Below are 24,214 nucleotides of genomic sequence, written 5' to 3'. Positions count from 1 at the left end.
TTTTTCCTCTGTCGAACAGCTCAATTAGAATCTTATATGATGAAAAAAATAAGTTTCATTTAACCATGTATTAACAATCCATCGAAACCATATGTTATATTTTTAATGAGTTTAAATTTTGAAAATCAATCACTTATGAAAAAAGCTTTACTGTTTCTCCTTCTTTCAACGAGTATAATCATGGCACAAAAGAAGGATAGCCTTATTTCAGAAAATATTACGGGACATATTTATAAACCTAAGATGGTTGGGGCCACCGAAGAGAGGATATCGCAACTTCAATTACCGCAGGGGTTTAAAATAGAAAAATTCGCAGATAATCTGGGAGAACCCAGAATGATGGCTGTAAGCCCCCAGGGAAATATATATGTTTCTCGAAGGGAGGGAGACGTAGTGATGCTTAAGGATACTAATGATGACGGGAAACCTGACCATCAACAAACGGTAGTAACTAAAGAAGGAGCGCATGGGGTAGCTTTTCATGAAGATATGTTTTACCTTGTTACGGTAAATGATGTTTTCAGGGCACAGTTAAAAGAAGATGGTACTATTGGAGAACTGGAAAAGATTATAGGGAACCTACCAGATGGTGGTCAGCACCCCAACCGCACGATTGGTTTTGGCCCAGATGGGATGCTATATATATCGATTGGAAGCACCTGCAACGCCTGTGATGAAACACGGGAAGAAAATGCCACTATAGTACGGACTAATGCTGATGGGAGCAATAGAACCATATTTGCATCGGGACTGCGAAATACCATTGGTTTTGACTGGCATCCTGAGACGGGGGAACTTTTTGGGATGGATAGCGGAATTGACTGGCTGGGAGATGATGAACAAAAAGAAGAATTAAATCGTATCACTGAGGGAGCTGATTATGGGTGGCCGTATATCTACGACGATGGTAAATATAATAAGGCAGATGAACCGCCAAAAATGACCTGGAAAGAATACGCGCAGAAAGCTACAGAACCGGAGATGTTATTTACAGCCCATAGCGCTCCAATGAATTTAAAGTTTTACAGAGGGAAAATGTTTCCCTCGGAATATAAAAATACTGCCCTGGTAACTTTTCGGGGATCCTGGAATAGACGGCCAGCTTCCGGACACAAAATAATGAAAGTAACTTTCGAAAATGGGAAGCCTGTAAAGGCTGAAGATTTTGTAAAAGGTTTTTTAATGGAGGAAGGTACTTCCCGATTCGCCAGGTTAGCCGGTTTGGTAGAATTGCCCGATGGATCGCTTTTAGTTAGTGATGATACCAATGGCGTAATTTACCGAGTATCGTATAACTAATAATCGATTTACTGAACTCTGAAATAGTAAAGCCAGCCTGTCCAGCCGGCAGGTAGATTTAGGTTAATGATTTAAATTAACTTTCAGAAATGATAACAAATAGCCATATAAAGTAAATGATTAGTAATCCGTTAGTTTTTATAGTTTCCAAACATATTTTCCTTTTATGTGTATCAGATTGTTACCAGAAAAGAATATTCTACTTCTAAAATTTAAAAAAATATGGCGGACTCGATGTGGAGTCCGCCATTAATTAGTGTTCATTATTACTACGTTTTTAGTGGCTAATAAATCTGGATGATATTTAATTTCCACTCATTAGTCAAATTATCATCTTCTTCATCTGAACTGTTCCTTTCACTTTTACAATTCCGGGTTTTAAGCTGGTAGAAGTTCCTTCAGCTATTGTAAAAGTTTCTTTCCCGGTTTGAATTGGCTTAATTACCATCCTGTTCAACGAGAGTACCTTTTATAACAATTTCGGCTTTTTTAGCAGAAAAATCATTCTTATTCACTTCTTCCTGGATCTGCCTAAGGCTCAAATCATTATTTTTTGCCAAATCTAAATAAGCTTTACCGTCATTAAGACTCACTTTTACACTTTCCAGACCTTCCATATTTTTAAGTCCGCGTTCCAGACCATAGGCACAGGGGGCACAGTCCATTCCAAACGCTTCCTGATCTACTTTCTGAATCTGAGCATTGGAACTAAAACTTCCAAATACAATAACTATTATTACACTCCCATCCGGAAGTTTTTCAATTAAGTAGGATTTTTACTAACTGGAACCATCACAAAAGTACCCTTACCCACTAAAGCAGGAACTCTAATTGGTAAGAAAAATACAGCTAAGAATTTGAAAATTTCAGGTTCCTTCTCAAGGCAATACTTCTTTGTGTTTAGCTGTGTGAGGGCAGTTTCATCTTCGGGGTTTCTATGGCTCAAGGCCTGAATAAGATATTTCAACCTCCAGTAAAAATCGCCCTTTGGAATTGTCTCAAAGTTAATAATCATTCTTCTTTGTGTCAAGTCCCTTGTCATGGATGTTTCATCTGTTAATTTTTTAAAGTTTGTTTATACTATAACCAATAACTTAAATTAAGAAATACCCGATAGTTTTCTTTAACAACCCCAGGGATTAAATCTTGTACCACCGGATTAAGGCACCGAAAGGAATCCCATTATCCTTTTGGAGCTAAACGAAAAAAAAAATCTGTATTAGTGATTATAAATTTTTTTATAAAATCACAGAACTGTATATTTGCCCTTATTTAGATTTAGTATGAATAAATATAGGGTATTCTTCTTCTTTGTCATTTTCATTTCAATAAATACGTTTTCGCAAAATACGGCTAATGACACAGATTTGCGCACTTTGGTGACTCTCCTGGATTACATTTCCAAGGATTATCCAGTAGCGGTGGAGAATGGCGAAATAATCAATGAGTTTGAATTCGCCGAAATGAGCGAGTTTGCAAAAAAATCCATTGCACTTCAGCAGGATCTATTGCCGACAATTAATAATACCAGGTTTGAAAAGCTTGATGAACCCCTGCGGGAATTGCAACAAGCTGTTGCGGACAAAAAAAATCCAGAAGCGATTTCTACAATTGCTTTAAATATCAAAAACAAAATTCTCGATCTTGGAATTTTAAAAATTACACCTAATCGTTATCCCTCGTTAAAGAATGGAGCCACCCTGTACCAGAATAATTGCGTATCCTGCCACGGAGGCAAAGGATATGGGAACGGAGCTTTAGCCGGAAATTTAAATCCTGCACCGACCAATTTCCACGAAGCCCAGTTGTCCCCACTTCAGGCTTACAATGTCATCAAATTGGGGATTGAGGGCACGGGGATGGCTTCTTACAACCGTCTTACAGAAGAAGAGCTTTGGGACTTATCTTTTTACGTGCTGTCACTAAAGCACAATGAAGAAATTTCAAGAGCTCCATTGCCTTCCAATTTGCATCTTGACAGCATCAGCAAATGGAACGATGAAGAATTGCAACATTTTTTGAATAAATCTTTCAGCAATATAACAGTTGGCCAGGTGCGGAATTATGAACCTGAAAGGCCTGAACCTCTAAATGTTGCTATGACCAACCTTGATCTTTCATATCAGGAATTTCAAAAAGGCAATAATAAAATTGCCGAAAAATATGCCTTGACATCCTACCTTGAAGGCGTTGAGCTGGTGGAGAATATATTGGGTGCATCTGCGCCTTCATTAGTGAGGGGTATTGAGCGGGATATGATTGCTTACCGAAAAGCACTTCAAAACAACAACAAAATAGGTGCGGAAAATTATTATAATGCCCTTAAAGAAAAAATAACCTCTGCCAAAACTGTTTTAGCAGAAAAGGATTATTCCTTTGCATTTATATATGGTGCTGCATTATCAATCCTTATCAGGGAGGCCTTGGAAGCGTTGCTTATTATCCTCATTATTCTCCGTGTTCTAAGACCTATGAAAATCAAACGCGCAGTGATAGCCGTCCATTCCGGATGGATTTTCGCAGTACTAACTGGTGTGGTGAGTTGGTTTTTTGTAGATAAACTTATCAATTTAAGCGGTGCGTCAAGAGAATTGATGGAAGGTGTTGGAGCTATTCTGGCTGTACTGGTATTGCTCTTTGCAGGTATTTGGCTTCATTCCCATTCTGAGATATCGAAGTGGAAACACTTCATAAAAAATAAAATAAACCGCATTTCTGAAACCGGAAATATGATAGGTTTGTTGATTTTCTCGTTCATCGTGGTGTTTAGGGAAGCTTTTGAAGTGGTTCTGTTTCTTTCATCACTGAAACTGAGCAATCCCGATGTCGCAAATTCTGCTATTAACTGGGCCTTATTGACTTCCGTTATTATAATAGCCATTATAACAATCGTGTTTCTGAAATTTACTAAAGAACTACCTGTAGGAAAATTCTTCAAATTGGCTTCCTATATGGTAGCAGCCCTGGCAATTGTTTTAACAGGCAAAGGAATTATGGCCTTTCAGGAAGCAGGTTACATCCCCATTTCACCCATAGATTTTGCTCCCCGTATAGAACTATTGGGGATTTACCCGAATTTACAGTCTATCCTGGCGCAGCTCCTCGTACTTGGTATTATAGTTTTTTTCCAATGGAGGAATCTGAATCAAAAAGCAGACAAGTCCTCACAAGAATTGGTTACAGAAGAGTAAATGGAAAAAATCAATAAATACCAAACAGGTGTCATTTTATTGGCAGTTGTACTGGGATTATTATTGGGGAATTTGGCTATTTTGGAGAGATATGCATCGAGCTTTATTGTACTCTTGCTTATGGTAATGCTTTACGGCTTATTCTTAAGTATAAACATCGGCGAGCTTAAAAGTGCTTTCTTCAATCTCAAATTTTCAGTTAGCAGCCTTGTTATTAATTTTATCTGGACTCCCCTGTTTGCTTATTTGCTGGGATACTTGTTTCTGGATAACGAGCTGGCCATCTAGATAGGGTTTGTGATGCTTATGGTAACTCCCTGTACAGATTGGTACCTGGTGTTTACCGGTGTTGCAAAAGGAAATGTGCCGCTATCTACTTCTATTCTTCCAATCAACCTGATATTGCAGATTCTTTTACTTCCAATATTTTTGTTACTATTCTTTGGAAGATCAGGAAATGTTGAATTCAGGTCACTGGTTGAAAGTATTCTTCTGGTGCTCCTGATTCCTTTTTTATTAGTATTAGTTACCAAAAAAATAGTTAGCCGAAGCAATACTTCAGGGACGTCTTTTACCGGCTTTTTTGTAAAATCCCAGGTGTTGTTTTTATCATTGGCAGTAGTCGCAATGTTTGCTTCAGAAGGAAGAAATCTACTGGAAAATCCTGATGTTATTTACAAATTGCTATTTCCCGTGATTATATTTTTTATCATTACTTTTTTACTGGCACAGCTGGTCAGCAGGTTTTTTAAATTCAGTTATCAAAACAGGGTAAGCCTCACATTGACAACAATGGCAAGAAATTCACCTATTTCATTGGCCATTGCAGTTTCCGCATTTGCTTATGAACCATTGGTTGCATTGTCATTAGTTATAGGTCCTTTAATTGAATTGCCAATTTTGGCTTTAACCTCGCAACTGTTGTTGAAAATAAGAAAGAAAGTAATTTAGCGGGATTTGGATTATACCCATTTAAGGATAACCATATTCTATACACATGAAGTATTACAAACCATTCGAGATTCAATGAACAATATGTGCGAAAGATTATCGTAAGGCAGCTATTCTGTTGCTACTGGTAGAGTTATGTACATGCCGGTCCTCCATCGGCAGGTCACTTTACTAAGCTGGTGCACAATGGGATTGAATTTGGTATGCTACAGGCTATCGACGAAGATACAGATTTGCTTTCACAGTTCCGCGAAAAGCTTGATATACAAGGTATACTGGATACCTGGAATCATGTCCCGGTGATCAGATCGTGGTTAATCGAACTTTTAGGAAGGTTTTACAGGGGAACGGGAAGGTTGTGCGTCAATACAAGGCTTATGGTAGTTTGAAAAGCACTGGCACCCAGGGCAGGCATTTGACTGGAATTTCCCGTAGGAAAAGTTTCGGTTAATTTAATTAAACTTCTTAAGGCCTCTCCTTTATCATCCTTTTGAAAGAGTTGATATTTTGTAAATACTTTTAAATCTCCAAATCCCGACTGGGAATCCAAGCCATCGGGCGAAATTGAGACATAGGGTATTACCGCATCTACCTGCCATTTACTGGTAATGTTATAAGGAACAATAAGTACCTGCGCGTAAGCCTTGGCATTTTCCTTAGAAGTTATATTGCCAAAAGTACGCACTCCACGTCCCTGCACACCTAATATGATAGGTGTATCCGTAAAAATAGGCGGGCCCTGAGCATTCATATTAAAACCCAATATGAATATTAAGCAGGTAATAATAATATTCTTCCCGGAAATCTTCACCATTCCAGAAAGTAGTTTATTATCATCATAAAAAAGACCAAAAAAGTGGTTAGCCATAATATCGATTTGTTTTTTGTTGAATTTTCAGGATTTTGACTACATCCACATTCGTTTTCATCTTTGTTATTTTCTAAAGTCGAGAATTTGGTATCCTTATACACCCTATAATGAGCGACACCTAAGAATAAGAAAGACATGCTATACATATACGGTCTTACTGGATGTAACCATTCAAAACCAGAGGAAATACCGGTGACTCCCGCTACTCCAGTTAATATAGCAGGGGTCCAGCAACATAAAAATGGAACCCCTGCACTAAGAAAACTTGCGCCCAATAAGCTGTATTTTTTAATCTTCATTTAATTAAAGGATTTCAGTAAGCTCAATTTCCCACTTAGTGGTTAGCTCCCCGTCTTCTTCATCCTGAACTATCCCTTTAACTGTAAGGACTCCGGGTTTTAACCTGGAACGTAAGTTGGTAGAAGTTGCTTCAGCTATCTTAAAAGTTTCTTTCCCGGTTTGTATTGCATAAGTGCCATCCTGCTCAACGAAGTTGCCCTTTATAACTATTTCGGCATTCTTAGCTGAAAAACCATTCACTTTCACTTCTTCCTGAATTTGTTTCAAGCTTAAATTATTGTTTGCAGTCAGATCTAAATAAGCTTTGCCTTCATTCAGACTTACTTGTACCTTTTCTATACCATCCATTTTTTTGAGTCCGCGTTCAAGGCCATAGGCACAAGGTGCGCAATCCATTCCAAAAACTTCCTGATCTACTTTGGTGATTTGGGCGTTGGAACTTATGATTCCAAACACTGTCACTACGATAATTAATGCTATTCTTTTCATTTTACTCTTTTTTTATGTTTAAAATTCTTCTTTAATATCTGTTATAACCAATAACTTATGTTCAGTGAGACCCTATATTTTTCACGGGGCGTATTCGGAATAAGATCCTGGTATACCGGGAACAATGCCCCGAAGGAAATTCCCCAGGGACCGGTAAGTCCTAAAATTGAAGGACCAACCAATACTTTTTTACTCCGTTCATCTGTAGAAAAAAATTGTCCGTTAACTTTATTATCTCCGGGAAATTCGGCCAGTGATTCTACAAATATCCGCCAGTCGGGTTTAGGATAATCCCCCATAAAAACATCGGGACGATAACCTATCACCATGCTTGCATAGGGTAAATCGCCTAATTGCTCGTTGTCCTTTTCAAAATAATATTGGTAACCGCCACCTAACCAGGCGTACCAGGTACGTGAGGCATATCCCGTAGAAATGGCCCCATGGATAGAGTTCCCTACATTCACCTGTCCGCGAACATCCTCAGTAGGGGCAGATACACCTAAAATTGCTGTGGATTCAAACCTCTTTCCTACCCCAAAAGCATTTGAAAAAAAACGATACCACAAAGCAGCCTCGATATCTCCATTGGAAGGCATCATGCTATTTCCACGGGTTCGTGGAGCATTTTCCAGACGCTCAATCACAGTAGGAGTGGTAAGGGTAACCTGTAAATCTTCCGTAATGCCATAGAAAAATGTATACCGAAGCATATAAGAGGCCTCGTCTTCGGTCGCTATACTCATTCCGGAAGCGTTCATGTTTATACCGCCTTTTGCCAGGGTGGGGGTTTGTAATCCATAAATTGGGCCATGCCCCTGGGCTTCTACTTTATACAGTGTCGATAACCCTATGAATAGGATCAAAAAATAATTTTTCATGTTTTGTAAATTTAAACTTCTAAAAATCTTTGAATGGGCAATAGTAAATAAGCAGCAAACAATCCAAGGACATAAAGGCCAAAGGAAAACCAAAGAATGGCTTTGCTCCATCTTGTTGCTGTATCACATGCGGTCTCATTTCCGTTTTCATCGATCTCGCAGGTTTGGTTTCTTTTTCTTCCGTAGAACAACCAGAAATTAAAGCCTATCATAATCCCGGCAATCAGGAAGGTCCAGTCTTTATATTTGCTCATGGTAATGAGCCAGGGCAGGTCAGAAGCCAATCCCGCAACCACAGCTCCCATTCCCAGGGCAACCAGTAGCGAAGGCAGGGCGCAACACAGTAAGGTGGAAACCGAGGTAAAAAGGGATCCTATACTTACGAAGTCTTCTTTTATTTTAGCAAACATCTTTATTGTTTTTATACAGGTATCTCTATCCGTTTACAGAAGCCCCCTTTTCGGTTACAACTTCCACTTCAAACCCACGGTCTTTGATAAGGGAGAGTATCTTTTCTTCTGAAATCTGCTTTGGATCATATTCAATTATCGAGGAGCTTTTATCAAAGCTTGTTTCACTTTTAATAATGCCTTTTTGCTCCTTCAACATTGAATCGATACCATTAGCACAACCGGACTGGCAATGCATGCCTTTAATTTTTAAGTGTAAGATTTTTTCCGTCATCTCCTTTTGGATTTTAAATTCAATTTGATTTTCATTTTTCTGATCCATAGCGCTAGCGGTATTTCCAGAAAACGCAAGGGTCGTTCCGGTTAACAATACCGCGAATAATTCTTTATGTAAACCTATCATCTTATAATTGATTTTTAAAAATTAACTATGTCAAAATTAGGGGCAGCAGGGGGGTGGTAACCAAATTAGATTTTATTTTTTTCTTTAAAAAAATCCTACTGCTTAATCTTCTAAAAATCTGAAATATTCTTTTTTCATTTTTTCTTTCGGATAGTATAATGAATGGTCTGGGCAATTATCAGCCCCTCGCGCACTATGTAGGAATCTGCTCCGTCATCTATTTGTGAACTGTCTGAATATGCAGTCCATTCCAGAAAAGCTATTTCATCTTCAAAAAGAAAATTGATATAGTTAAACTCCGCTTCGGGGAAATCCTTTATCAGCATTTTATTTAATTCCCTTAGTCCTTCATGTCCTTTATCAATACCATGCGTAGTAAGAAGGATCAAATTTTTGGAAAAGTTTCTATGCAGGTCCTCTTCTATAGATCCCTTTTTAGAAAGTTCCAGATGATCTTTTAATACTTCTTCTGTAGTTCTCATAGGCTAAAAATTTTATATTTAAAATAGGCTTTAAAAAATTGTTTGCAGCACATTCTATTTTTTGGGATCATCCCTTATTGACACCATTTTTCTTGTTGAGGCCCAAATACTGGTCACTGCTGCCAGTATGATTATATTTTTCATTACATATTGACCTTTCATAGTTAATACAAATGGGAAATGGGAGAACATTTGTTCGGGAAAAATGAAGAAGGTTGAAAAAGTTCCTAACATATGCAGGAAAAATAAGCCTAAAGCCCATTTCAAAAACTTCCCCAATTACAAGGATATGCCAATAAGGCTTTGAAAAATAGCCAATATAGGCATACAACTTCCTTGTGGAAGGAAATGGCCGCTCAGGGTACAAATGGTTGAGGAAGCCAAATCTTCTGCCGGGCTCAGACCAATAAAAAATTTAACCATCCCAAACCAGATGAAAATTATGCCAATGCTCCACCTTAAAAAAGTTATGGCCTTACCAGAATCTAAATGGATGTTATAGCTTATCATTTTATTGATAATTTCATTTCTGTCTGCAAAAGTTTTGCGGCTACAATCGTAAATACTGCCTGTACAACCGCAAAAATAATTAACGCCTGATCTAATCCTAATTTCAATAATTCCCCAAACAATAAGCTCCCAAGGCCAAAGCCGGTAAACAATGCAAAAACATTCAGTCCCATGGCCTGGCCTCCCTTTGTTTTACCACCCAATTCGGTTACTATACCTGCAAATAGAGGTTGAGTGAGGTCGTATCCCAAAGAGATCAAGGTGACTGCAAGGGCCGCGACAAGAACGGGTATTTCCAGGGCGAGACTGGCTGTTGCTATGGCCGCTGTTGCCAAGCCTGTTAAAATAATAGGATATCGCCCCCTGCGATCGGCTGCGCGCCCTATAAGGGAACCAAAGAAAAATCCTGGCAGGCCATAACCCAGAATGGCCAAACCAATTTCTATTGGCCCCAGATCATACTTTTGTACAAAATAGACCCCTAACCAGGTATAAATACCTGAATGGAAGATCCCATTCCAGAATACAAATAAATAGGTCCTTAACCCGCGTGGGAAAGCAAGTAGCCTGTAAAACCCACCTACCATTTTTTTGAATGAAGTACGATTGGATTTATGAGGTTCCTGTTTCCAGCCCATTCGGGCTACTTGTATCCACAAAGCCAAAGCGGCCAAGAGGGCAGTTGCCAAAAATAACATACGCCAGCCTGTATAAGGTTCCAACATTACCCCGGCGGTAGAACCTAAAGCCATTCCCCCTTCCATAGCGGCAAATAAAAGTCCCAGGGGTCTCCCTCTCTCTGAAGGTTTGAACATATCTCCTACAAGTGCCAGGGACATTGGCACCACACCGCTTGCCCCTAAACCCGTTAGCAATCGTAACAGGATGAGTTGTGAAGCAGATTGCACCAGGGCGGTTATCGCTGTTAATACAATAAAAGCCAGTAGGGATATTTGAAGTATGCGTTTTCTTCCAAATTTATCGGATATGAAACCATAAAACAGGACTGAAACTCCGTAAGCCAGCATATAAGCTGGTACTATAAGACCAATCCGCTGTTCTGATACATTAAAAATAGTTGCCAGTTTAGGAATAAGTGGCGCTATCATATACGCCTGAAAAAATATTAAGCCCGCTGCCATGGCCAGGGGAGCAAAAATGGTTTTTAAGGGTTTATTTGAATTGGGATTTTCCATTACTCTGTATTATTTTTACTGGGAATTTTAAAGCTGTTATATTTATTTGGCTTCTTGAATAAACTGCCATCTCACAGTTATAAAGATGTCAAACATAAAATCTAACCTGGGGTGGTATCCTAATGTTAGCTTTCTTTATTAAAAAAAAGGAGCAACTTTTTAGCCGCTCCTTTTAAAATTTTTTTACATTTTTTTTAAGCTGCCATTTCTTTACAGCTTTCGGCACAGGTTCGACATTTTTCTGCGCATTGCTGGCAAACTTCACTGTCAAACTTTGCACATTCATCAGCACAGGCTTTACATAAGTCGGCACAAATGGCACATAGGCGTTTTGAATAATCAGACTGGCTTGCAAGTAGTTGAACACAGGCTGTGCATAAAGCAATACAATCCAGACAAAATTTGTGGCATTCTTTCATGTCTGGTTCCCCCAAATGTTGGTCAAGGCAAATTCTCGCCGCAGTAATGCAGGCGTTGCAATCATCGATACATTTTTGCATTTCTGAACTTAATGGTTTCATAATTTAAATGGTTTTAGTTACTTCCTGATTTGCTCGGAAATCAGAAATAAAAGATTAAGAGCCGAACCTCTTTTCAAATATCGACTCATAGCCCGGGGGGTAGGCAAGCCGATTAATAAAGATTTAACATTTTAATTTGATTAAAAAAAAAGGCAGCCAAAAATGGCTGCCATAAAAAGTTTCAGATTTTAATTTCAGTACGATGGTTTTGCTAACTGGCTTTTCCTATTCCTGCTTCGATAAGTTTTTCTTTGCTTATACCATTGTTTGTACAGCACTCAAGCAATTTTCCATCAACCGCCACCGCGGGAATTCTCTTTACACCGTACTCCTGCACTTTGTCTATACAGGTCTTATCCTCACATTGTTCCACCAGGTTATAGGTGGTAATCTCGCAACTATCGCAGGACAACTCTTTCACCATTTTTACAACCGGATCACAAACCGGACAATTTGCCGTAAATATTTCTATTTGTCTTTTCATTTTTTTTTGAATTTAAATTAACAATCAGTTTTATCCTTCTTATTAAAGAACAATCCAAAGATAAGAGCGGAACCGGGGTGGTCTCCAAATAAAAAAACCTGCTTTTTTACGACAGATTTTTATTAGTATTAAAATTAAATGGAAAATTTTTGAATGTTTTACTCTGATCTATTTTCGGAAATGTAAGATTCCAGCCTTCGTTTAAGTTCATCAATCTCCTTCATTTTATCGGTAAGGCTGTTAAGCTCAAGGTCGGGAAATTGTTTGCGAATAAATTCAATTCGCTCTTCATTACCGCAATTACCGGGACAGGCTTCCACAGTTTCTGAAATTGTGATCGCCAGCGCTTTGCGGTACACTTCATCTAAAAGAAGAAAATGCGCCTTATCAAGTCCTTTTTGCGCCGCTTTGAACTGGATCAGAATCTTTTCTGGATCTTTATTTTCATCCAGCATTTTTATAAGTCCGTTAAGCTGGCCGCTGATGCTCTGCAAGCGAGTTTTTATATCTTTACTTAGATCTCTAGGAATCATACTTTTAATTTTCAGCAAGATACATCTGGAGTGGGGGAGGTCACCAAAAGTATTTTAAATTTTTAGCAGCAATTTGTTCCTTCCTGAATGGGTGGACAGGCAACATTACCATAAGAACAATAAACACAGCAATCACCTTCTTTTGGTTTTAATAAATGCTTGCAATTATCACATTGGTAAAAAAACTGACAGGCTGTTGTGGGCATTTCCTCTTCTTTTGTGTGTCCGCAACCAGGACATGTAATGGTAGAAACTAGTTCTATTTCCATAATCTATTTATTTTTAAAGCATATGAGGGATATCTGATGACAAAGTTGGATACGTAAAGATCATCGTTCTTAACTCATTGATTTTCATTTTGGTCTTTATCGCCATGGCAAATAAATTGATGGTTTCCTCCGTGTTAGGTCCTATTAAATGTGCGCCAAGAATAGTCTGATTCTCTTTATCAATGATAGTTTTGTAGGCATATTCCTTAACATTCAGTCTTTTTGCATTGAACCAGCTTTCCGCATGGTTATAATTGACCTGATATTCTATCTGTTTTGATTTGGCTTCTGCTTCGGTTAATCCTACTGATGCCAGGGTAGGCAAAGTAAAAACTACGGAAGGCATTGGTGGATAATTAACTTTTTTCTTGTTCCCTTTGATGATATTTGATGCCACAACATGCCCTTCCATTACTGCAACAGGGGTAAGGGGTAATCCTCTTGAATCTGCCGAATCTCCCGCTGCATAAATATTGGCGTTAGAGGTACTTTGAAGGTATTCATTTACCGCAATTCCTTTTTTTGAAAAAGATATCCCTGCTTTTTCCAAATCTAAATCAAATATGGCGGGAGGACGACCGGCCGAGTTAAAGACAGAGTCAGTCTTATAAGTGGCCTCTTTTCCATTTGATTTTCCTGTAACTACATAATGATCTTCTTTCTTTTCAATTTTAGAGACTTCAGTTTCCAAAACAAGTTTAATTCCCAGGTTTCGGGTTGCATTCACAAGATGTTGTACAATGTCATGATCAAAGTTTTCTAATGGGTGATCACCACGATGCAATATGGTAACATCGGCACCAGCCCGTGCAGCGATATGAGCAAATTCAAAGGCAATGTAGCCACCTCCAATAAATAAAAGCGATTCAGGTAGTTTTTTCAGGTTAAGGAAATCTGTACTTGAAAGAGCCAAATTTCCACCCTCAAAATCCAGTACCCGGGGTTTTGCTCCGGTTGCGATCACAAATTTATCGGCTTCAATAACTTCATCACCTAACTCTAAGGTGTTATCAGATAAAAATTTAGCTGAAGTATGATAGGTGTCTATGTCTTTATTCTTATATCCTTTTTCAATTTTAGGAGGCATGGCATCCACAAAAGATTGTTTAAATGCCATAATATCTTCCCAATTGACTTTAGGCACTGTATCTATTCCATTTCCTTTAAGCCTTTCTGCAAAATCACGTACTTCCGTTGCGCCTATAATCACCTTTTTGGGATCACAGCCTCTTAGGGCACAGGTTCCACCATAGGGAAGTTCATCGGTAATGCCTACCTTAAGGCCTTTGGAGGCACATTTATTGGCAGCGGTCATACCTGACATACCAGAACCTATTACAAATACATCGTACTTTTTCATAATTTAAATTTTAGATTGGTTAGTTTTTAATTTATATAAATCTCGTTTTCTTTCCTAAAAACCAAAGAAGGTTTAGAATAACTTTATGATATACATACAAATAGAATTAACAACATTTAAACCCGCTAGAATTGGAAAAAAAATCTTCTACTTTTGAAATTTTTCCTAATGGATTTTTTTCTAACCATTTGTTTGCGGCATCCTCTGAACCAAAAAAGAAGGAGTGCCGGCAGAAACTTGATTTGATATCACAACTATCGGCCTTTTCGACCCATGAAATAAAGAGGGGAACAGGCCTGGTCCATTCTAGAAGATTATCTGAAATAGACAATTTTACAGGAATGTCGGTTATAGGATCTATTGATATTATTTCCCATCTATGCATTAGATACCGGGGTAATAAAATACTATCCATTGCACACCAGGCATACAAAGTTTTATTGTCAAAGTTTAGTTGATGTACAGTTTTATTTAAAGAAAGTCCTAAATAACCCACAATTTCACCTTCTTTATTGACCTCTCCGTATTGCTGTATTATTTGATGTGCTTTATCTATAGGGACATCCATCACTTCAGAAAAGCGACCTCGAGGCAGGGGTCTTCCCTTAAGTAATTCCCAATACACTTTATCACTATTGGGAAGGTTCATTTCCTTGAGCATCTTTTCAAAACCATTCACAAATTGATGACCGTCAAATATTATTTCCTGTTTCTTCATATGCTTTTAATAATTACAATTAATAAAATTTTAGAAATCGATAATTTATAATCCCGACTTCATCAATAACCTGAGATGTTTTTTCAAATTGTAAATTTCTTATATAATTAGTTCCGTACTGGGTAAAGAAATCTTCCGTAGCAAGGATATACTCTTTGAGTGCCAAATCATTTTTCAATAATCTATGGGCTATAATTACTTCCTTACCATAGAGTTTGCAAAAATCATTGATCATAACAGATCCCAATTCTCCATAATGGAGAATGAACTTTAAACTAAGCTCTCCTAAAAGCGTACATGCCCCACACGAACAATCTGTTTCAATTATTTGCTTTAATTGATGGTGAAACGCTCGATGCATTAAAAAACATTGTTCTATAATTTCATCTACAGTATAATCTTTTTTGAAACTATAAAACAGTATGGCATCACCTTCTATTTCTGAAACCTGAAGCCCTAATTTGTTGTTTTTAAGTATTGCCTCCAGCAAGAGTGCGATAGTAATCTGACTGTATTGTAGATCTGCCTCGTTAATATATTTAGTAAAGCCAGTAATATCCGGGATTAGCAATAATCCCGGCATGATCCCTTTCTTCAATTGAATACATCGTGAAACTCCCATACTATTAGCTGGCACAACAGCTTAATTTAGAAACATCCTTTCCAAAAGTAATAGCTGCCAGTTTTATCCCTTCTCCTAAGGTTAAATAAGGATAAAAGCTTTCTGCCAAATCTTTTACGGTTATACCAAACTTTATGGCCATACTTAATTGTTGTATCAATTCACCTCCTTCGGGTGCGATTACTCTGGCGCCAATTAATTTATCGGTTTCAGTATTACGTATGAGTTTAATAAACCCTCTGGTATCCTGTGCGGCCAAAGCCCTGGGAACATGGCTAAGGTCTAATTTAGACACTTCGAAGGGAAGGCCGGCTTCTTCGGCTACTATTTCGTCCATACCTGCCCCAGCAACTTGAGGGTCCGTAAATACTACCCAAGGCAATGAAGAATAATCGATACCGGTTTTTGAAAGTGAGAACGCATTGCTTACAGCAGTACTTCCTTCAGTGGCTGCAGTATAAACAAAAGGAGGGGTCTGGGTAACATCCCCGGCAGCAAAAATATTGGATATATTGGTTTCCATCTTTTCGTTCACCAAAACATGTCCCACCGCTGAAAGGTTCATTTTGATCTTATCCAGTCCTAGTTTAGAAGTATTAGGTTTTGTTCCTGTGGCAACCACTATTTTGCCTTTTTCAATAATTTGTGTGGTAGTACCGTCGGGACAGTTACAATGAATAATAGTATCCGCTCCCTGTTTTTCAAATTTAAAGGCTCGAAAATTAGGCAGGATTTCTATTCCTTCCTTCTTCATTTGTGCTTCGAGCACATCTGTTATGTCCTTGGTCTGGCTTCTTAAAGGCCTGTCGGTGAATTCTATGATACGCACTTTTACGCCCAATCTATTGTATGCCATGGCAATTTCTAACCCGATATAGCCCGCACCCATAATGGTCAGGCTTTGCGGTTTTTCTTCTAAATCGAATAAGGATACATTGGTTAGATAGCCAACCTCATTTAATCCTTCAATATTAGGGATGTAGGTGGTAGCTCCGGTCGCAATAAGAATGTTTGTGGCTGTGTAAGTATCTTTCCCATCAACAATAATGGTACCTTTATCCACAAACTCAGCCCATCCTGTTAACATGGCCAGGTTCTTAAAATCTTTTACCACATCCATATATTTCTGTTGCTGCAGGGCCGCTACCAGGTCTTTTTTATCTTTAATAACCTGGCTAAAATCTATATCTACACCTTTAGGCCTGATCCCTTGAAAATTAGAATGGGTTGCGTGATATGCCGTTTCGGCAGCTCTTATTAAGTTTTTTGAAGGAACACAGCCTACATTAACACAAGTGCCGCCAAAATTCAAGCCCGCGTTTACCATAAGGGTTTTAAGACCTAAACTTTCAGCTTTTATGGCTGCTGAAAATGCGGCTGACCCTCCACCAACAATGATAAGGTCAAAATTATTTTTATCTGAAACCTGTTGGCCGTTACTAGCTTTATATTGGCCAGACATTTCTATGTTATCAATAATATCTTGCTGAGATGTGGTGCTGGAATCAAAGATGAATTTTCCTTCGCCTTTAGGATAAGATACATCTAATGCTATAACTCCTTCTAATTGCTTTACTTTTTTTTCGATGCCTGTAGCACAACCGGTACAGGTCATACCCTGAATGGGCAAAGTGATCTCTTTCTGCATATTTATTTTATTTTTATATTGAGGGTAATTACTACCCAATTTATTTTTGATTATGATTTATCTTTTAAAAATGGAATTAGCCATTTGGTATGGTTAATCCCCAGCCAGTGGTGTACCAACAATCCTAAAATGGTACCGTGGACAATATGGGCCGCAAGGGTGATCAAAAATAATTGAGGCCACATATATTTGATGCCAAAAAGCCCAACCATCGGTCCCATAGGAGGGCCGGTCATCATGCCTAACTCCATAATCAGCATCCAGCCTATTGCCCATAAAACCGTTTTATTATATGAGATAAAGTTTCCAAATACCAGGGTAAATATCAATCCAAAACTTGCACCGTTCATAAAATGGATCAATTGACCTATCCAGTAATACGAATTAAAGTCGGAACTACCCGTTACCATCTTCCCGAACATTTCCGGAGTATCTCCCGGTAACCAGCTGGCTATCACCCCCATCTGACGAAGCCAGTCCAGACCTATAGTAGCTATTGCCCCTGCTAAGAGGCCCACGACAATTCGTTTATATAGATCAGGGAAATTTTTCTTGCTGTAAAAAATAATCCATGTTAAGATGAGCATAGAAGGGATATATACAAATAGCATATATGGCTCACCAAATTCATGGGCTGTTTTAATGACTTTCGGTCCCATTGTGATTCCCTTGAAATATTGGGCATAGCCAAAAGAAAGCACAATTAAGTTTATAGGCACAAATCCTCCTGTAAACAAGGCTAATAAGGATAAAAAAGATTTTTTATTCAACATAGCTTATAGATTTATTTTGTTACTTCTGCAATAATATTACTAACTAACCCATCAAGTTCACCTGCAACAGCTTCAGTTCCTTTATATTGTTTTAAAATTGTAGAAGGCATAAAATAACGATTCACCACTCCATTTTAATTTTGTTTTTTTTGAATATGTAAAAAGGTAAATTGTTCCTTAATTATATAAGTAACTTCTTAAGTATATGAGTAAATAAAAAATTATGACTCGTTTTGGGTAGTCTCTATTACCTTTTCAACTTTATAGCCTTTCTTTTCTATAATCTTTTTTAAGGTCTCGATATTTGTTTTAGAGTTTTCGAATTTAATAATGGCAATATCCCCGGGATATTCAACCGAATGTTCCACAACACCTTCTACTTCTTTAAGCGCATTGTAAATAGCATTAGAACAACCCGCGCAGGTAATTCCGTCAATTTTAAACTTAACTGTGTTTGTTGTTTGCTGGTTGATACTTGCTTCCATTATTGTTTGGCTTTTTGATGTAGGGCAACATTGTTGCGCTTTAACCTGGAATGAGGTTAATGATAAAACTAGAACTGTTATTACTAATAGATTTTTCATAATATTTTGTTTGAATTTACTTATGTACCACTTTATATCCGGTAGAATTAATCGCTTTTTCAATATCTTCTTTAGAAGTTTTTGTATTATCAAATTTAACCTCGGTGTTTTTATTTTCATAAGAAGGGATTACATCTAAAATCCCATCCAATTGATTTACTGCGTGTTTTACGCTTTCTTCACAACCAGCACAAGTCATTCCCTCAACATCAAACTTTATAGTTTGAATATCTGACTGGCTCACCACTACAATATCTTTTTTATTATCAGGATAAAAGATTTCAGAATAGTAAGGAAAAGCCAACATTAACACGGAGAAAATAGTAACTATACCCAGAAAAGCTTTGGATTTAAAGAAAGAAGGCTTTTCGTCTTCATCACAGGCACAGTCTATCTCCTCCTGGGTTTTTGGTTTTAATTTTTGATACCAGGCAAAAGCCAGTACTAAGATGGTAATACCAATAAGATATGGTCTGAAGGGTTCCATCCAGGAAAAAGAGGAGGCGATGCCGGCGCTGCCTGAAATCAAGGCCAATATCGGTGTGATACAGCAAAGTGAGGCCGCCGCCGCTGTAAGCAATCCAGCTCCTAAAAGTCCGCTGGATTCATTTTTTTTAGGTGATTTAGAATTCGTTTTCATTATTTAAGCTATTTTATTTTTGTGATTTATTTATTAAACTATTTAAACGGCTATTTTAGATTGTTTTATTCCTTGAAATATATAAGAAAGGATTTTTTCCCCTCCATCGTTTAAAGAATAAAATAGGGTTTGACCTTCCCGTCGTGACGAAATGATACCGGCATCTTTGATTTTCCGGATATGCTGGGAAACTGCCGGCACGCTCATTTCCAAAATATCAGCGATATCACAAGGACAAAGTTCATTTTCCATATCTAACAGGAAAAGGATTTTTAAACGTACCTCATTTCCCGCAAGCGTTAAAATTTTACTCATTGTTTGAAAGCTGGAAGAAGATTTGTCAATAGTGTTCTTACAGCGTAATATTTGCTTATGATCAGCTTCATTTCTGGTACAGGTTATTTCTAAACTCATAAATAGTATTTTTAATTACGAAACAAATGTATCATTAATATATTATTTAAGCAAAAACTTAAATATAAAAATTAGCAAATTCTCTAGCCTCCCTTTTGGTTTAATTTGAATGTTAGATGAGACTGCTTAATTTTCCAACCGAAAAGGTCCTATACTGCTGAATTATCTCCTTTCATCAATTTTACTCACTATACCGGAAATCCCCTCATAAATCACCGCCACTGCCACACCATAAACCAAATGTGCAAGAAAACCGCGTATATGGGTAGATGTAGGATATTTTTTGTTTGGAGCACTAAAACCTAGTGCAGGGGTAATCCCTTCATCTACAATTAGAGAAAGGGAAGCACCCGTAATCAAGCCATTAGAAGTAGTCGAGAAGGAATTGGTGTATTTTAAAATAGGATATAGACCTGCCCATCCCATACCCAGACCAAAATGGAAAACCTGTCCCATCATTTTTTCCTGATCCTCATTTAATTCAAATCCCAAATTTTTAAGAGTTTTTTTTGCCGCGATTTTAAAGGGAGGACCTGGCCTTACCTCTTCTTCTTTCTCTTGATCTTTTTGAGGTCCTAACTCAAACAGCTTCATGGACACTTTCTCCATCACTTTAGTGGCTAAATACCCACTTCCCATACTGCCTGCGAATGCAAATAAAATATTAGATATTTTCATAGCTCTAATTTTTATTATTAGAACTTCAAATTATATATAATTATTTACGCAATTAGTTAAATAGGTTTTAAAGTATTGGTAAGAAAGTTTAAATTTCAATTAGTTCTCATGGATATTCTGAAGATTTCCCTACTTATTTCATGATTAAGTTTTTAGGTTTTACTGTAGGGACAACGGGATATTGTCATAATATATACAATGAGAGGAGGCTTGAAATGGGTAAGAGCAAAATGAGTACAATCAATATAATAAGAAATAAGTTGGTGGCCCGGGCATTTGCGGTGATTGCGCGAGGGACACCTTATGTGAATACAATGGGCTACTTTTCCTAATTCACCGCTCCAGTTATTCTTCATATGTACTGCAAGAAGGTTCAATCCAAGTGAACATTTTTAGCGGTTAGAAACTTATTTTCCAAATTCTGCATAGAATTCCTTCATACCTCATTTTATGCCTTAGCGTTGAAGGTAGCTTCTCTTCATCTTCAGGCCTTCGACTTCCTGGCCGTCCACATAGCACATTAACTTTTTTTGGTGGCGAAATAACAACATCCATTCCTGCGGGCGGCATAAAGCCGCTTCGCTTTTTATACGCCCTATGCAGGTCTGGATATTGTAAAATTATTTGCATCAAAAAAAGGTAATGTAAAGGCTCTATGGGAAGTAAGTCGAAAACAAAAAAAGATGAAATCAAATCCACCACAAAATATCGCAACGGCACAAAAGAATCAAAAAAAGGAAAATGCTCTGGATATAAAAAGTATGTCGATCAAAAAGGCTTTGTGGATAAAAAGCAGAACTATAGAAGAAAATTATGAAAGGAAATTTGGATTTATCATAGGATACTCTATAGGAAGTAAATCAAATAAAAATCTCATGAAATCATTTCAAAACAACATACCCGGAAGCGAAGTAAAAAAAATCAAAAACAGGAAAACGCCCCGGATATAATAAGTAAATCAATTATTAATTTTTAAATCTTTTAATTATGAGTACGCTTAGAAACAAAGTTCAGTTAATCGGAAATGTGGGACAAACCCCGGAAATCAGAAATCTTGAAAGTGGTAAAAAAGTAGCCAGCTTTTCAATTGCAACCAATGAATTCTATAAAAATTCAAAAGGAGAAAAAGTACAGGATACGCAATGGCACAATGTTGTGACATGGGGAAAACAGGCGGAGCTTATCGAGAAATATGTTGATAAAGGTAAAGAAGTGGCCATCCGTGGCAAACTAACTTCCAGGTCCTATGAAACCCAAAGCGGGGAGAAACGATATGTTACCGAAATTTTGGTGAATGAAATCCTATTCCTTGGAAACAAGGAAAACGCAGACCAGTAATTTTTAAAACTAAGAGGGCGCCTATCTCCAAAGTTGCGCCCTCTTTTAATTATTAATCTAAGAAAATCAATAATTATGAAAACCAAAGTTAGTGAAATAAAAATAGCCTATCGCAGCAGGGTAAAACTTAGTGAAGCACCAAAAATAAAATCTTCCGCTACCGCTGCCGATGTCCTTTATTCCAATTGGGATAAAGATGAAATAGAAGTGAGCGAGAGTTTTAAACTCCTTCTGCTCAACAACAATAACCGTGTAAAAGGGATTTTTGAAGTGTCCAGAGGCGGGATTACCTATACCCTTGTGGATCTGCGCCTTATTTTCGGAGTTATCCTAAAGAGCCTTAGTACAGCGGTTATCCTTTGCCATAATCACCCCTCGGGAACGCTACTACCAAGTAACCCCGACAAAGACCTTACCCGTAAAATTAAAAATGCCGCTGGGTTATTTGATATCAAAGTGTTGGATCATTTGATTTTAACGCCCGGTGGAGATTACTATAGTTTTGCCGATAATGGCATGCTTTAAAACCCGAAAGTCATGGTTTATCTGAATTTTAACGATTTGAACAAAAAACCCCAAAAACGGCTAATCAAAATTTCCCGGGAAGAAGTAACCCCAAAAATACGGGAAATCGATCCAAAGGTATGCAAGGGAACACCAATCCGATTTTAAGAAAATAATCGAGGAGGAAGGCTTAAAAAACTTATATTCCTATACCTATATTTTTAATATCTGAATAGGTTAATCATTCAAGAAGCTCCCAAGTATTTTATTCTAAAATGTATTCGGCAGTTTTTTATATAAACCAATTCCTTGAAAACAAAAAGGGAAAATTCGCTGTTACCTGAATTTCCCCTTTCTTTTTAGGTCATTGAAACCTATTCAATAAAGATAAAAAAATTCCTGAATTTGCTCACCCTGTTGAATAGGAAATATTTGTTTATTACAACCTGGTACTAAAAAAATCCTTATATTTATTTCGCTGACTTTCAGCATTCAAATTTACGCAGGCGTATCCATTTTTGACTTTCGCCGATAAACCTGCAATCAAATAATTAACAACGGAAATTTTTTCCTGAAAAATGGCAAGGGGCTTTTGACTGTCTATCAAGACAGGCAATAGGCCAAATTGTACGGAATTTTTGTCCCGCGCTGCGGGACGAAAAGGAGTAGCAAGAGGGTAACACGCTACGCGATGTTAAGTACTCCTTTTCGTTTTTAAATAACTGTAAATCAGTTATTTAATGTTTGTTTGAATTCCTGTGTTTAAGCAATTTGCGACAAATGGCCTGCCAACGCCCATTTCTAGGGAAGAATTTGCGACAAATCGGCGAATTATGGACTCATTTATTGGCATCAGGTTTAAAAAAGAAACAGCAAAACGTTTCCAGGAATTTTCAAGAACACACTTCAAATCACACACCGAAGCCCTGGAAACAATGCTGGAGTTTTTTTTCTATAATGAAATTTCCCCCCACGAAAAATTAGGGCCAACCGGCAGGACTATCGAAGCTTCTTTTAAGAAACGTATCAATGCGGTTATTGCCATTATGCGTGATATGGAAAAAACCCAAACCAAACCTACCGCGGCGATGATCGCCTCACTTTTCCAAACCGAAGCACCTCCAAAGAAACCCCTCATCCTGGAAAAGAAAATCCTCCGGGAGAAAAAAGATGGTATTCCCAAACAGGAACAAGATGGTAGGGGTGAAAAGAATTTTTCTGATAATAACCTTTAAAATTTCCTGCTATGTATATCACGATCACTCCCCAAAAATTAGGTGGGAATTACTCCCAAAGTTCGGCCGGTTTTGTTAGCTACCTGGAAAAAGAAAATGAAGGGATAGAAGAAGGGGTAAAGGAACATTTCTTTAATCAATATGAGGATGCCATTACCCCTGAGAAAGTCGTCAAAGAAATTGATAATAATACCTCCAAGCTCAAAAAGAAAGAACCCAAGTTCTATTCCATTACCGTTAGCCCTTCCAAATATGAATTAAAACGCCTACAAAGCAGTAGTAAGGATCTAAAAAAGTACACCCGGGAATTGATGAAGGATTATGTGGCCTGCTTTAACCGTGAAATAGACGGAAGGCCAATTAATGTCAATGATATTAAATATTACGCTAAAATTGAACATAGCCGGAGTTTTAAAGGTACAGATCGCCAGGTTCGCGAAAACCAACCTTATGCCACTAAAATCCTTCAACTCAAAAGTGAAATCCGAAAAATAGAAACCGAGCTGATGCAGGGAAGTATTCAAAAACGGGAAAAGGAAATTGAGAAACTGGAAACCAGGGCACCACACCGGCAAGATGGTAAGCGAATTGTACAGGGGATGCCCAAAGCAGGAAACCAAAGCCATATTCATATTATCGTAAGTAGAAAAGATGCTTCCAATTCGGTTAGCTTATCCCCGGGAAGTAAATACAAAGCTTCGGAAGTTAATTTTAATGGTAAGACCGTTAAACGCGGATTTGACCGGGACCGCTTTTTTGAAAAAGCAGAAAAGACCTTTGATAAAACCTTCGGCTATCAGCGCAATTTTGTGGAAACCTATACGGCTCGAAAGGAATTTATTAAAAACCCGAACCACTATTTTACCGCGCTAATGGGATTACCGGCTAACGAAAAAGCACTTGCTTTTAA

The 24,214-nt window shown here is 37.8% G+C and carries 32 protein-coding genes and 2 pseudogenes; 11 read left to right on the top strand and 23 right to left on the bottom strand.

The features are described 5' to 3' along the window. The first annotated feature begins 135 nt into the window (after nucleotides 1-135). Nucleotides 136-1,299 carry a PQQ-dependent sugar dehydrogenase gene (locus APB85_RS03055; RefSeq protein WP_198036139.1) on the top strand — a complete coding sequence of 388 codons (1,164 nt, stop codon included), beginning with the start codon at nucleotides 136-138 and terminating at the stop codon, nucleotides 1,297-1,299. A 437-nt stretch (nucleotides 1,300-1,736) separates the two neighbouring features. On the opposite strand, the gene APB85_RS17465 is transcribed toward APB85_RS03055, so the two are convergent. After that, nucleotides 1,737-1,964: a heavy-metal-associated domain-containing protein gene (locus APB85_RS17465; RefSeq protein ID WP_229792205.1), complete on the bottom strand. Its 228-nt coding sequence runs from the start codon at nucleotides 1,962-1,964 to the stop codon at nucleotides 1,737-1,739. 98 nt (nucleotides 1,965-2,062) lie between these two features. Continuing rightward, on the bottom strand, nucleotides 2,063-2,314 hold the full coding sequence (locus APB85_RS03045; protein WP_133546766.1) for a hypothetical protein: 252 nt from the start codon (nucleotides 2,312-2,314) through the stop codon (nucleotides 2,063-2,065). Nucleotides 2,315-2,582: 268 nt separating this feature from the next. Here APB85_RS03045 and APB85_RS03040 point away from each other — a divergent pair, with 268 nt between their 5' ends. From APB85_RS03040 to APB85_RS17650, 4 genes and pseudogenes are all read left to right on the top strand, one after another. Then, nucleotides 2,583-4,490 (top strand): cytochrome c/FTR1 family iron permease, encoded by a 1,908-nt coding sequence (locus tag APB85_RS03040; protein WP_057482991.1) that lies wholly within the window; start codon nucleotides 2,583-2,585, stop codon nucleotides 4,488-4,490. Further along, entirely contained in the window at nucleotides 4,491-4,778 is a 288-nt protein-coding gene (locus APB85_RS17395) for a sodium/bile acid symporter family protein (protein ID WP_013073428.1), read from the top strand. It begins immediately after the preceding gene. A 12-nt stretch (nucleotides 4,779-4,790) separates the two neighbouring features. After that, entirely contained in the window at nucleotides 4,791-5,441 is a 651-nt protein-coding gene (locus APB85_RS03035) for an arsenic resistance protein (protein ID WP_013073427.1), read from the top strand. Nucleotides 5,442-5,614: 173 nt separating this feature from the next. Next, nucleotides 5,615-5,830 (top strand): annotated as a pseudogene (locus APB85_RS17650) (hypothetical protein); the annotation flags it as partial. On the opposite strand, the gene APB85_RS03025 reads toward APB85_RS17650, so the two are convergent. From APB85_RS03025 to APB85_RS02920, 20 genes are all read right to left on the bottom strand, one after another. Then, entirely contained in the window at nucleotides 5,779-6,309 is a 531-nt protein-coding gene (locus APB85_RS03025; protein ID WP_013073426.1) for a hypothetical protein, read from the bottom strand. The pseudogene APB85_RS17650 and the gene APB85_RS03025 sit on opposite strands and share 52 nt — an antisense overlap. 306 nt (nucleotides 6,310-6,615) lie before the next feature. Beyond that, nucleotides 6,616-7,101, bottom strand: a complete 486-nt coding sequence (locus APB85_RS03020) for a heavy-metal-associated domain-containing protein (RefSeq protein ID WP_041579141.1) — start codon at nucleotides 7,099-7,101, stop codon at nucleotides 6,616-6,618. Nucleotides 7,102-7,142: 41 nt separating this feature from the next. Further along, complete coding sequence (locus tag APB85_RS03015; protein WP_013073424.1) at nucleotides 7,143-7,982, bottom strand: hypothetical protein; 840 nt, start codon at nucleotides 7,980-7,982, stop codon at nucleotides 7,143-7,145. Nucleotides 7,983-7,993: 11 nt separating this feature from the next. Then, nucleotides 7,994-8,392: a hypothetical protein gene (locus APB85_RS03010; RefSeq protein ID WP_013073423.1), complete on the bottom strand. Its 399-nt coding sequence runs from the start codon at nucleotides 8,390-8,392 to the stop codon at nucleotides 7,994-7,996. Nucleotides 8,393-8,417: 25 nt separating this feature from the next. Beyond that, nucleotides 8,418-8,795: a heavy-metal-associated domain-containing protein gene (locus tag APB85_RS03005; RefSeq protein ID WP_197055441.1), complete on the bottom strand. Its 378-nt coding sequence runs from the start codon at nucleotides 8,793-8,795 to the stop codon at nucleotides 8,418-8,420. Between the two features lie 134 nt (nucleotides 8,796-8,929). Continuing rightward, a complete protein-coding gene (locus APB85_RS03000; protein WP_013073421.1) occupies nucleotides 8,930-9,277 on the bottom strand; it encodes a nuclear transport factor 2-like protein in 348 nt (115 codons plus the stop codon). A 506-nt stretch (nucleotides 9,278-9,783) separates the two neighbouring features. After that, nucleotides 9,784-10,983 (bottom strand): MFS transporter, encoded by a 1,200-nt coding sequence (locus tag APB85_RS02985; RefSeq protein WP_013073418.1) that lies wholly within the window; start codon nucleotides 10,981-10,983, stop codon nucleotides 9,784-9,786. Nucleotides 10,984-11,155: 172 nt separating this feature from the next. Further along, on the bottom strand, nucleotides 11,156-11,368 hold the full coding sequence (locus APB85_RS17260; protein ID WP_156858131.1) for a hypothetical protein: 213 nt from the start codon (nucleotides 11,366-11,368) through the stop codon (nucleotides 11,156-11,158). 347 nt (nucleotides 11,369-11,715) lie between these two features. Continuing rightward, nucleotides 11,716-11,988 carry a thioredoxin family protein gene (locus tag APB85_RS02975; protein WP_013073416.1) on the bottom strand — a complete coding sequence of 91 codons (273 nt, stop codon included), beginning with the start codon at nucleotides 11,986-11,988 and terminating at the stop codon, nucleotides 11,716-11,718. Between the two features lie 158 nt (nucleotides 11,989-12,146). After that, a complete protein-coding gene (locus APB85_RS02970; protein ID WP_011709211.1) occupies nucleotides 12,147-12,521 on the bottom strand; it encodes a metal-sensitive transcriptional regulator in 375 nt (124 codons plus the stop codon). A 62-nt stretch (nucleotides 12,522-12,583) separates the two neighbouring features. After that, nucleotides 12,584-12,790: a GDCCVxC domain-containing (seleno)protein gene (locus APB85_RS17460; protein WP_075325753.1), complete on the bottom strand. Its 207-nt coding sequence runs from the start codon at nucleotides 12,788-12,790 to the stop codon at nucleotides 12,584-12,586. A 13-nt stretch (nucleotides 12,791-12,803) separates the two neighbouring features. Continuing rightward, entirely contained in the window at nucleotides 12,804-14,150 is a 1,347-nt protein-coding gene (locus APB85_RS02960) for a dihydrolipoyl dehydrogenase family protein (protein ID WP_013073414.1), read from the bottom strand. Between the two features lie 106 nt (nucleotides 14,151-14,256). Further along, a complete protein-coding gene (merB, locus tag APB85_RS02955) occupies nucleotides 14,257-14,868 on the bottom strand; it encodes an organomercurial lyase (protein ID WP_013073413.1) in 612 nt (203 codons plus the stop codon). A gap of 19 nt (nucleotides 14,869-14,887) precedes the next feature. Further along, nucleotides 14,888-15,505, bottom strand: a complete 618-nt coding sequence (locus APB85_RS02950; RefSeq protein ID WP_075325754.1) for a DUF2652 domain-containing protein — start codon at nucleotides 15,503-15,505, stop codon at nucleotides 14,888-14,890. Then, nucleotides 15,495-17,138, bottom strand: coding sequence for a mercury(II) reductase (gene merA / locus APB85_RS02945; RefSeq protein WP_013073411.1), 1,644 nt, complete (start codon nucleotides 17,136-17,138; stop codon nucleotides 15,495-15,497). Before merA ends, APB85_RS02950 begins: the two co-directional genes overlap by 11 nt. 50 nt (nucleotides 17,139-17,188) lie before the next feature. Next, a complete protein-coding gene (locus APB85_RS02940; protein ID WP_013073410.1) occupies nucleotides 17,189-17,911 on the bottom strand; it encodes a hypothetical protein in 723 nt (240 codons plus the stop codon). 221 nt (nucleotides 17,912-18,132) lie between these two features. Further along, nucleotides 18,133-18,495, bottom strand: a complete 363-nt coding sequence (locus APB85_RS02935) for a heavy-metal-associated domain-containing protein (protein ID WP_229792233.1) — start codon at nucleotides 18,493-18,495, stop codon at nucleotides 18,133-18,135. 16 nt (nucleotides 18,496-18,511) lie between these two features. Next, nucleotides 18,512-19,135: a mercuric transport protein MerTP gene (merTP, locus tag APB85_RS02930; RefSeq protein ID WP_037314311.1), complete on the bottom strand. Its 624-nt coding sequence runs from the start codon at nucleotides 19,133-19,135 to the stop codon at nucleotides 18,512-18,514. Nucleotides 19,136-19,177: 42 nt separating this feature from the next. Next, nucleotides 19,178-19,549 (bottom strand): ArsR/SmtB family transcription factor, encoded by a 372-nt coding sequence (locus APB85_RS02925; RefSeq protein WP_037314308.1) that lies wholly within the window; start codon nucleotides 19,547-19,549, stop codon nucleotides 19,178-19,180. Between the two features lie 162 nt (nucleotides 19,550-19,711). Next, complete coding sequence (locus APB85_RS02920; RefSeq protein WP_013073404.1) at nucleotides 19,712-20,227, bottom strand: DUF1440 domain-containing protein; 516 nt, start codon at nucleotides 20,225-20,227, stop codon at nucleotides 19,712-19,714. Nucleotides 20,228-20,421: 194 nt separating this feature from the next. Between APB85_RS02920 and APB85_RS17715 the strand changes: the two are divergent. Next, a pseudogene (locus APB85_RS17715) lies at nucleotides 20,422-20,559 on the top strand (IS110 family transposase); the annotation flags it as partial. A gap of 67 nt (nucleotides 20,560-20,626) precedes the next feature. On the opposite strand, the gene APB85_RS17195 reads toward APB85_RS17715, so the two are convergent. Further along, a complete protein-coding gene (locus APB85_RS17195) occupies nucleotides 20,627-20,857 on the bottom strand; it encodes a hypothetical protein (protein ID WP_013073403.1) in 231 nt (76 codons plus the stop codon). Nucleotides 20,858-20,910: 53 nt separating this feature from the next. Between APB85_RS17195 and APB85_RS02910 the strand changes: the two genes are divergently transcribed. From APB85_RS02910 to mobB, 5 genes are all read left to right on the top strand, one after another. Further along, nucleotides 20,911-21,177: a hypothetical protein gene (locus tag APB85_RS02910; protein WP_013073402.1), complete on the top strand. Its 267-nt coding sequence runs from the start codon at nucleotides 20,911-20,913 to the stop codon at nucleotides 21,175-21,177. Between the two features lie 37 nt (nucleotides 21,178-21,214). After that, nucleotides 21,215-21,565, top strand: coding sequence for a single-stranded DNA-binding protein (locus APB85_RS02905; RefSeq protein ID WP_013073401.1), 351 nt, complete (start codon nucleotides 21,215-21,217; stop codon nucleotides 21,563-21,565). A gap of 75 nt (nucleotides 21,566-21,640) precedes the next feature. Beyond that, nucleotides 21,641-22,090, top strand: a complete 450-nt coding sequence (locus APB85_RS02900; protein WP_013073400.1) for a JAB domain-containing protein — start codon at nucleotides 21,641-21,643, stop codon at nucleotides 22,088-22,090. A gap of 812 nt (nucleotides 22,091-22,902) precedes the next feature. Beyond that, complete coding sequence (locus APB85_RS02890; RefSeq protein WP_013073397.1) at nucleotides 22,903-23,304, top strand: BfmA/BtgA family mobilization protein; 402 nt, start codon at nucleotides 22,903-22,905, stop codon at nucleotides 23,302-23,304. Between the two features lie 11 nt (nucleotides 23,305-23,315). Further along, nucleotides 23,316-24,214, top strand: an 899-nt coding sequence (mobB, locus tag APB85_RS02885) for a MobB family relaxase (RefSeq protein ID WP_103294409.1), incomplete at its 3' end; no start/stop codon positions are given.

Origin of the sequence: Salegentibacter mishustinae, assembly GCF_002900095.1 — a bacterium.
GTDB classification, from domain to species: Bacteria; Bacteroidota; Bacteroidia; order Flavobacteriales; family Flavobacteriaceae; genus Salegentibacter; species Salegentibacter mishustinae.
Note: the sequence above shows the minus strand (reverse complement) of the source record. Positions and strands in the feature narration are given on the sequence as shown.

What these genes read in the sequence shown, in the direction of transcription:
- APB85_RS02985 (WP_013073418.1), bottom strand. Translation starts at nt 10,983, where the DNA reads ATGGAAAATCCCAATTCAAATAAACCCTTAAAAACCATTTTTGCTCCC.
- APB85_RS17195 (WP_013073403.1), bottom strand. Translation starts at nt 20,857, where the DNA reads ATGCAAATAATTTTACAATATCCAGACCTGCATAGGGCGTATAAAAAG.
- APB85_RS03015 (WP_013073424.1), bottom strand. Translation starts at nt 7,982, where the DNA reads ATGAAAAATTATTTTTTGATCCTATTCATAGGGTTATCGACACTGTAT.
- APB85_RS03005 (WP_197055441.1), bottom strand. Translation starts at nt 8,795, where the DNA reads ATGATAGGTTTACATAAAGAATTATTCGCGGTATTGTTAACCGGAACG.
- APB85_RS02925 (WP_037314308.1), bottom strand. Translation starts at nt 19,549, where the DNA reads ATGAGTTTAGAAATAACCTGTACCAGAAATGAAGCTGATCATAAGCAA.
- APB85_RS03045 (WP_133546766.1), bottom strand. Translation starts at nt 2,314, where the DNA reads ATGATTATTAACTTTGAGACAATTCCAAAGGGCGATTTTTACTGGAGG.
- merTP (WP_037314311.1), bottom strand. Translation starts at nt 19,135, where the DNA reads ATGAAAACGAATTCTAAATCACCTAAAAAAAATGAATCCAGCGGACTT.
- APB85_RS02890 (WP_013073397.1), top strand. Translation starts at nt 22,903, where the DNA reads ATGGACTCATTTATTGGCATCAGGTTTAAAAAAGAAACAGCAAAACGT.
- APB85_RS02975 (WP_013073416.1), bottom strand. Translation starts at nt 11,988, where the DNA reads ATGAAAAGACAAATAGAAATATTTACGGCAAATTGTCCGGTTTGTGAT.
- APB85_RS02900 (WP_013073400.1), top strand. Translation starts at nt 21,641, where the DNA reads ATGAAAACCAAAGTTAGTGAAATAAAAATAGCCTATCGCAGCAGGGTA.
- APB85_RS02910 (WP_013073402.1), top strand. Translation starts at nt 20,911, where the DNA reads ATGAAATCAAATCCACCACAAAATATCGCAACGGCACAAAAGAATCAA.
- APB85_RS03035 (WP_013073427.1), top strand. Translation starts at nt 4,791, where the DNA reads ATGCTTATGGTAACTCCCTGTACAGATTGGTACCTGGTGTTTACCGGT.
- APB85_RS02970 (WP_011709211.1), bottom strand. Translation starts at nt 12,521, where the DNA reads ATGATTCCTAGAGATCTAAGTAAAGATATAAAAACTCGCTTGCAGAGC.
- APB85_RS17465 (WP_229792205.1), bottom strand. Translation starts at nt 1,964, where the DNA reads ATGGACTGTGCCCCCTGTGCCTATGGTCTGGAACGCGGACTTAAAAAT.
- merB (WP_013073413.1), bottom strand. Translation starts at nt 14,868, where the DNA reads ATGAAGAAACAGGAAATAATATTTGACGGTCATCAATTTGTGAATGGT.
- APB85_RS02920 (WP_013073404.1), bottom strand. Translation starts at nt 20,227, where the DNA reads ATGAAAATATCTAATATTTTATTTGCATTCGCAGGCAGTATGGGAAGT.
- APB85_RS17460 (WP_075325753.1), bottom strand. Translation starts at nt 12,790, where the DNA reads ATGGAAATAGAACTAGTTTCTACCATTACATGTCCTGGTTGCGGACAC.
- APB85_RS02935 (WP_229792233.1), bottom strand. Translation starts at nt 18,495, where the DNA reads ATGAAAAATCTATTAGTAATAACAGTTCTAGTTTTATCATTAACCTCA.
- APB85_RS03010 (WP_013073423.1), bottom strand. Translation starts at nt 8,392, where the DNA reads ATGTTTGCTAAAATAAAAGAAGACTTCGTAAGTATAGGATCCCTTTTT.
- APB85_RS02905 (WP_013073401.1), top strand. Translation starts at nt 21,215, where the DNA reads ATGAGTACGCTTAGAAACAAAGTTCAGTTAATCGGAAATGTGGGACAA.
- APB85_RS17395 (WP_013073428.1), top strand. Translation starts at nt 4,491, where the DNA reads ATGGAAAAAATCAATAAATACCAAACAGGTGTCATTTTATTGGCAGTT.
- APB85_RS03000 (WP_013073421.1), bottom strand. Translation starts at nt 9,277, where the DNA reads ATGAGAACTACAGAAGAAGTATTAAAAGATCATCTGGAACTTTCTAAA.
- merA (WP_013073411.1), bottom strand. Translation starts at nt 17,138, where the DNA reads ATGCAGAAAGAGATCACTTTGCCCATTCAGGGTATGACCTGTACCGGT.
- APB85_RS02940 (WP_013073410.1), bottom strand. Translation starts at nt 17,911, where the DNA reads ATGTTGAATAAAAAATCTTTTTTATCCTTATTAGCCTTGTTTACAGGA.
- APB85_RS03040 (WP_057482991.1), top strand. Translation starts at nt 2,583, where the DNA reads ATGAATAAATATAGGGTATTCTTCTTCTTTGTCATTTTCATTTCAATA.
- APB85_RS03055 (WP_198036139.1), top strand. Translation starts at nt 136, where the DNA reads ATGAAAAAAGCTTTACTGTTTCTCCTTCTTTCAACGAGTATAATCATG.
- APB85_RS03025 (WP_013073426.1), bottom strand. Translation starts at nt 6,309, where the DNA reads ATGGCTAACCACTTTTTTGGTCTTTTTTATGATGATAATAAACTACTT.
- APB85_RS03020 (WP_041579141.1), bottom strand. Translation starts at nt 7,101, where the DNA reads ATGAAAAGAATAGCATTAATTATCGTAGTGACAGTGTTTGGAATCATA.
- APB85_RS02960 (WP_013073414.1), bottom strand. Translation starts at nt 14,150, where the DNA reads ATGAAAAAGTACGATGTATTTGTAATAGGTTCTGGTATGTCAGGTATG.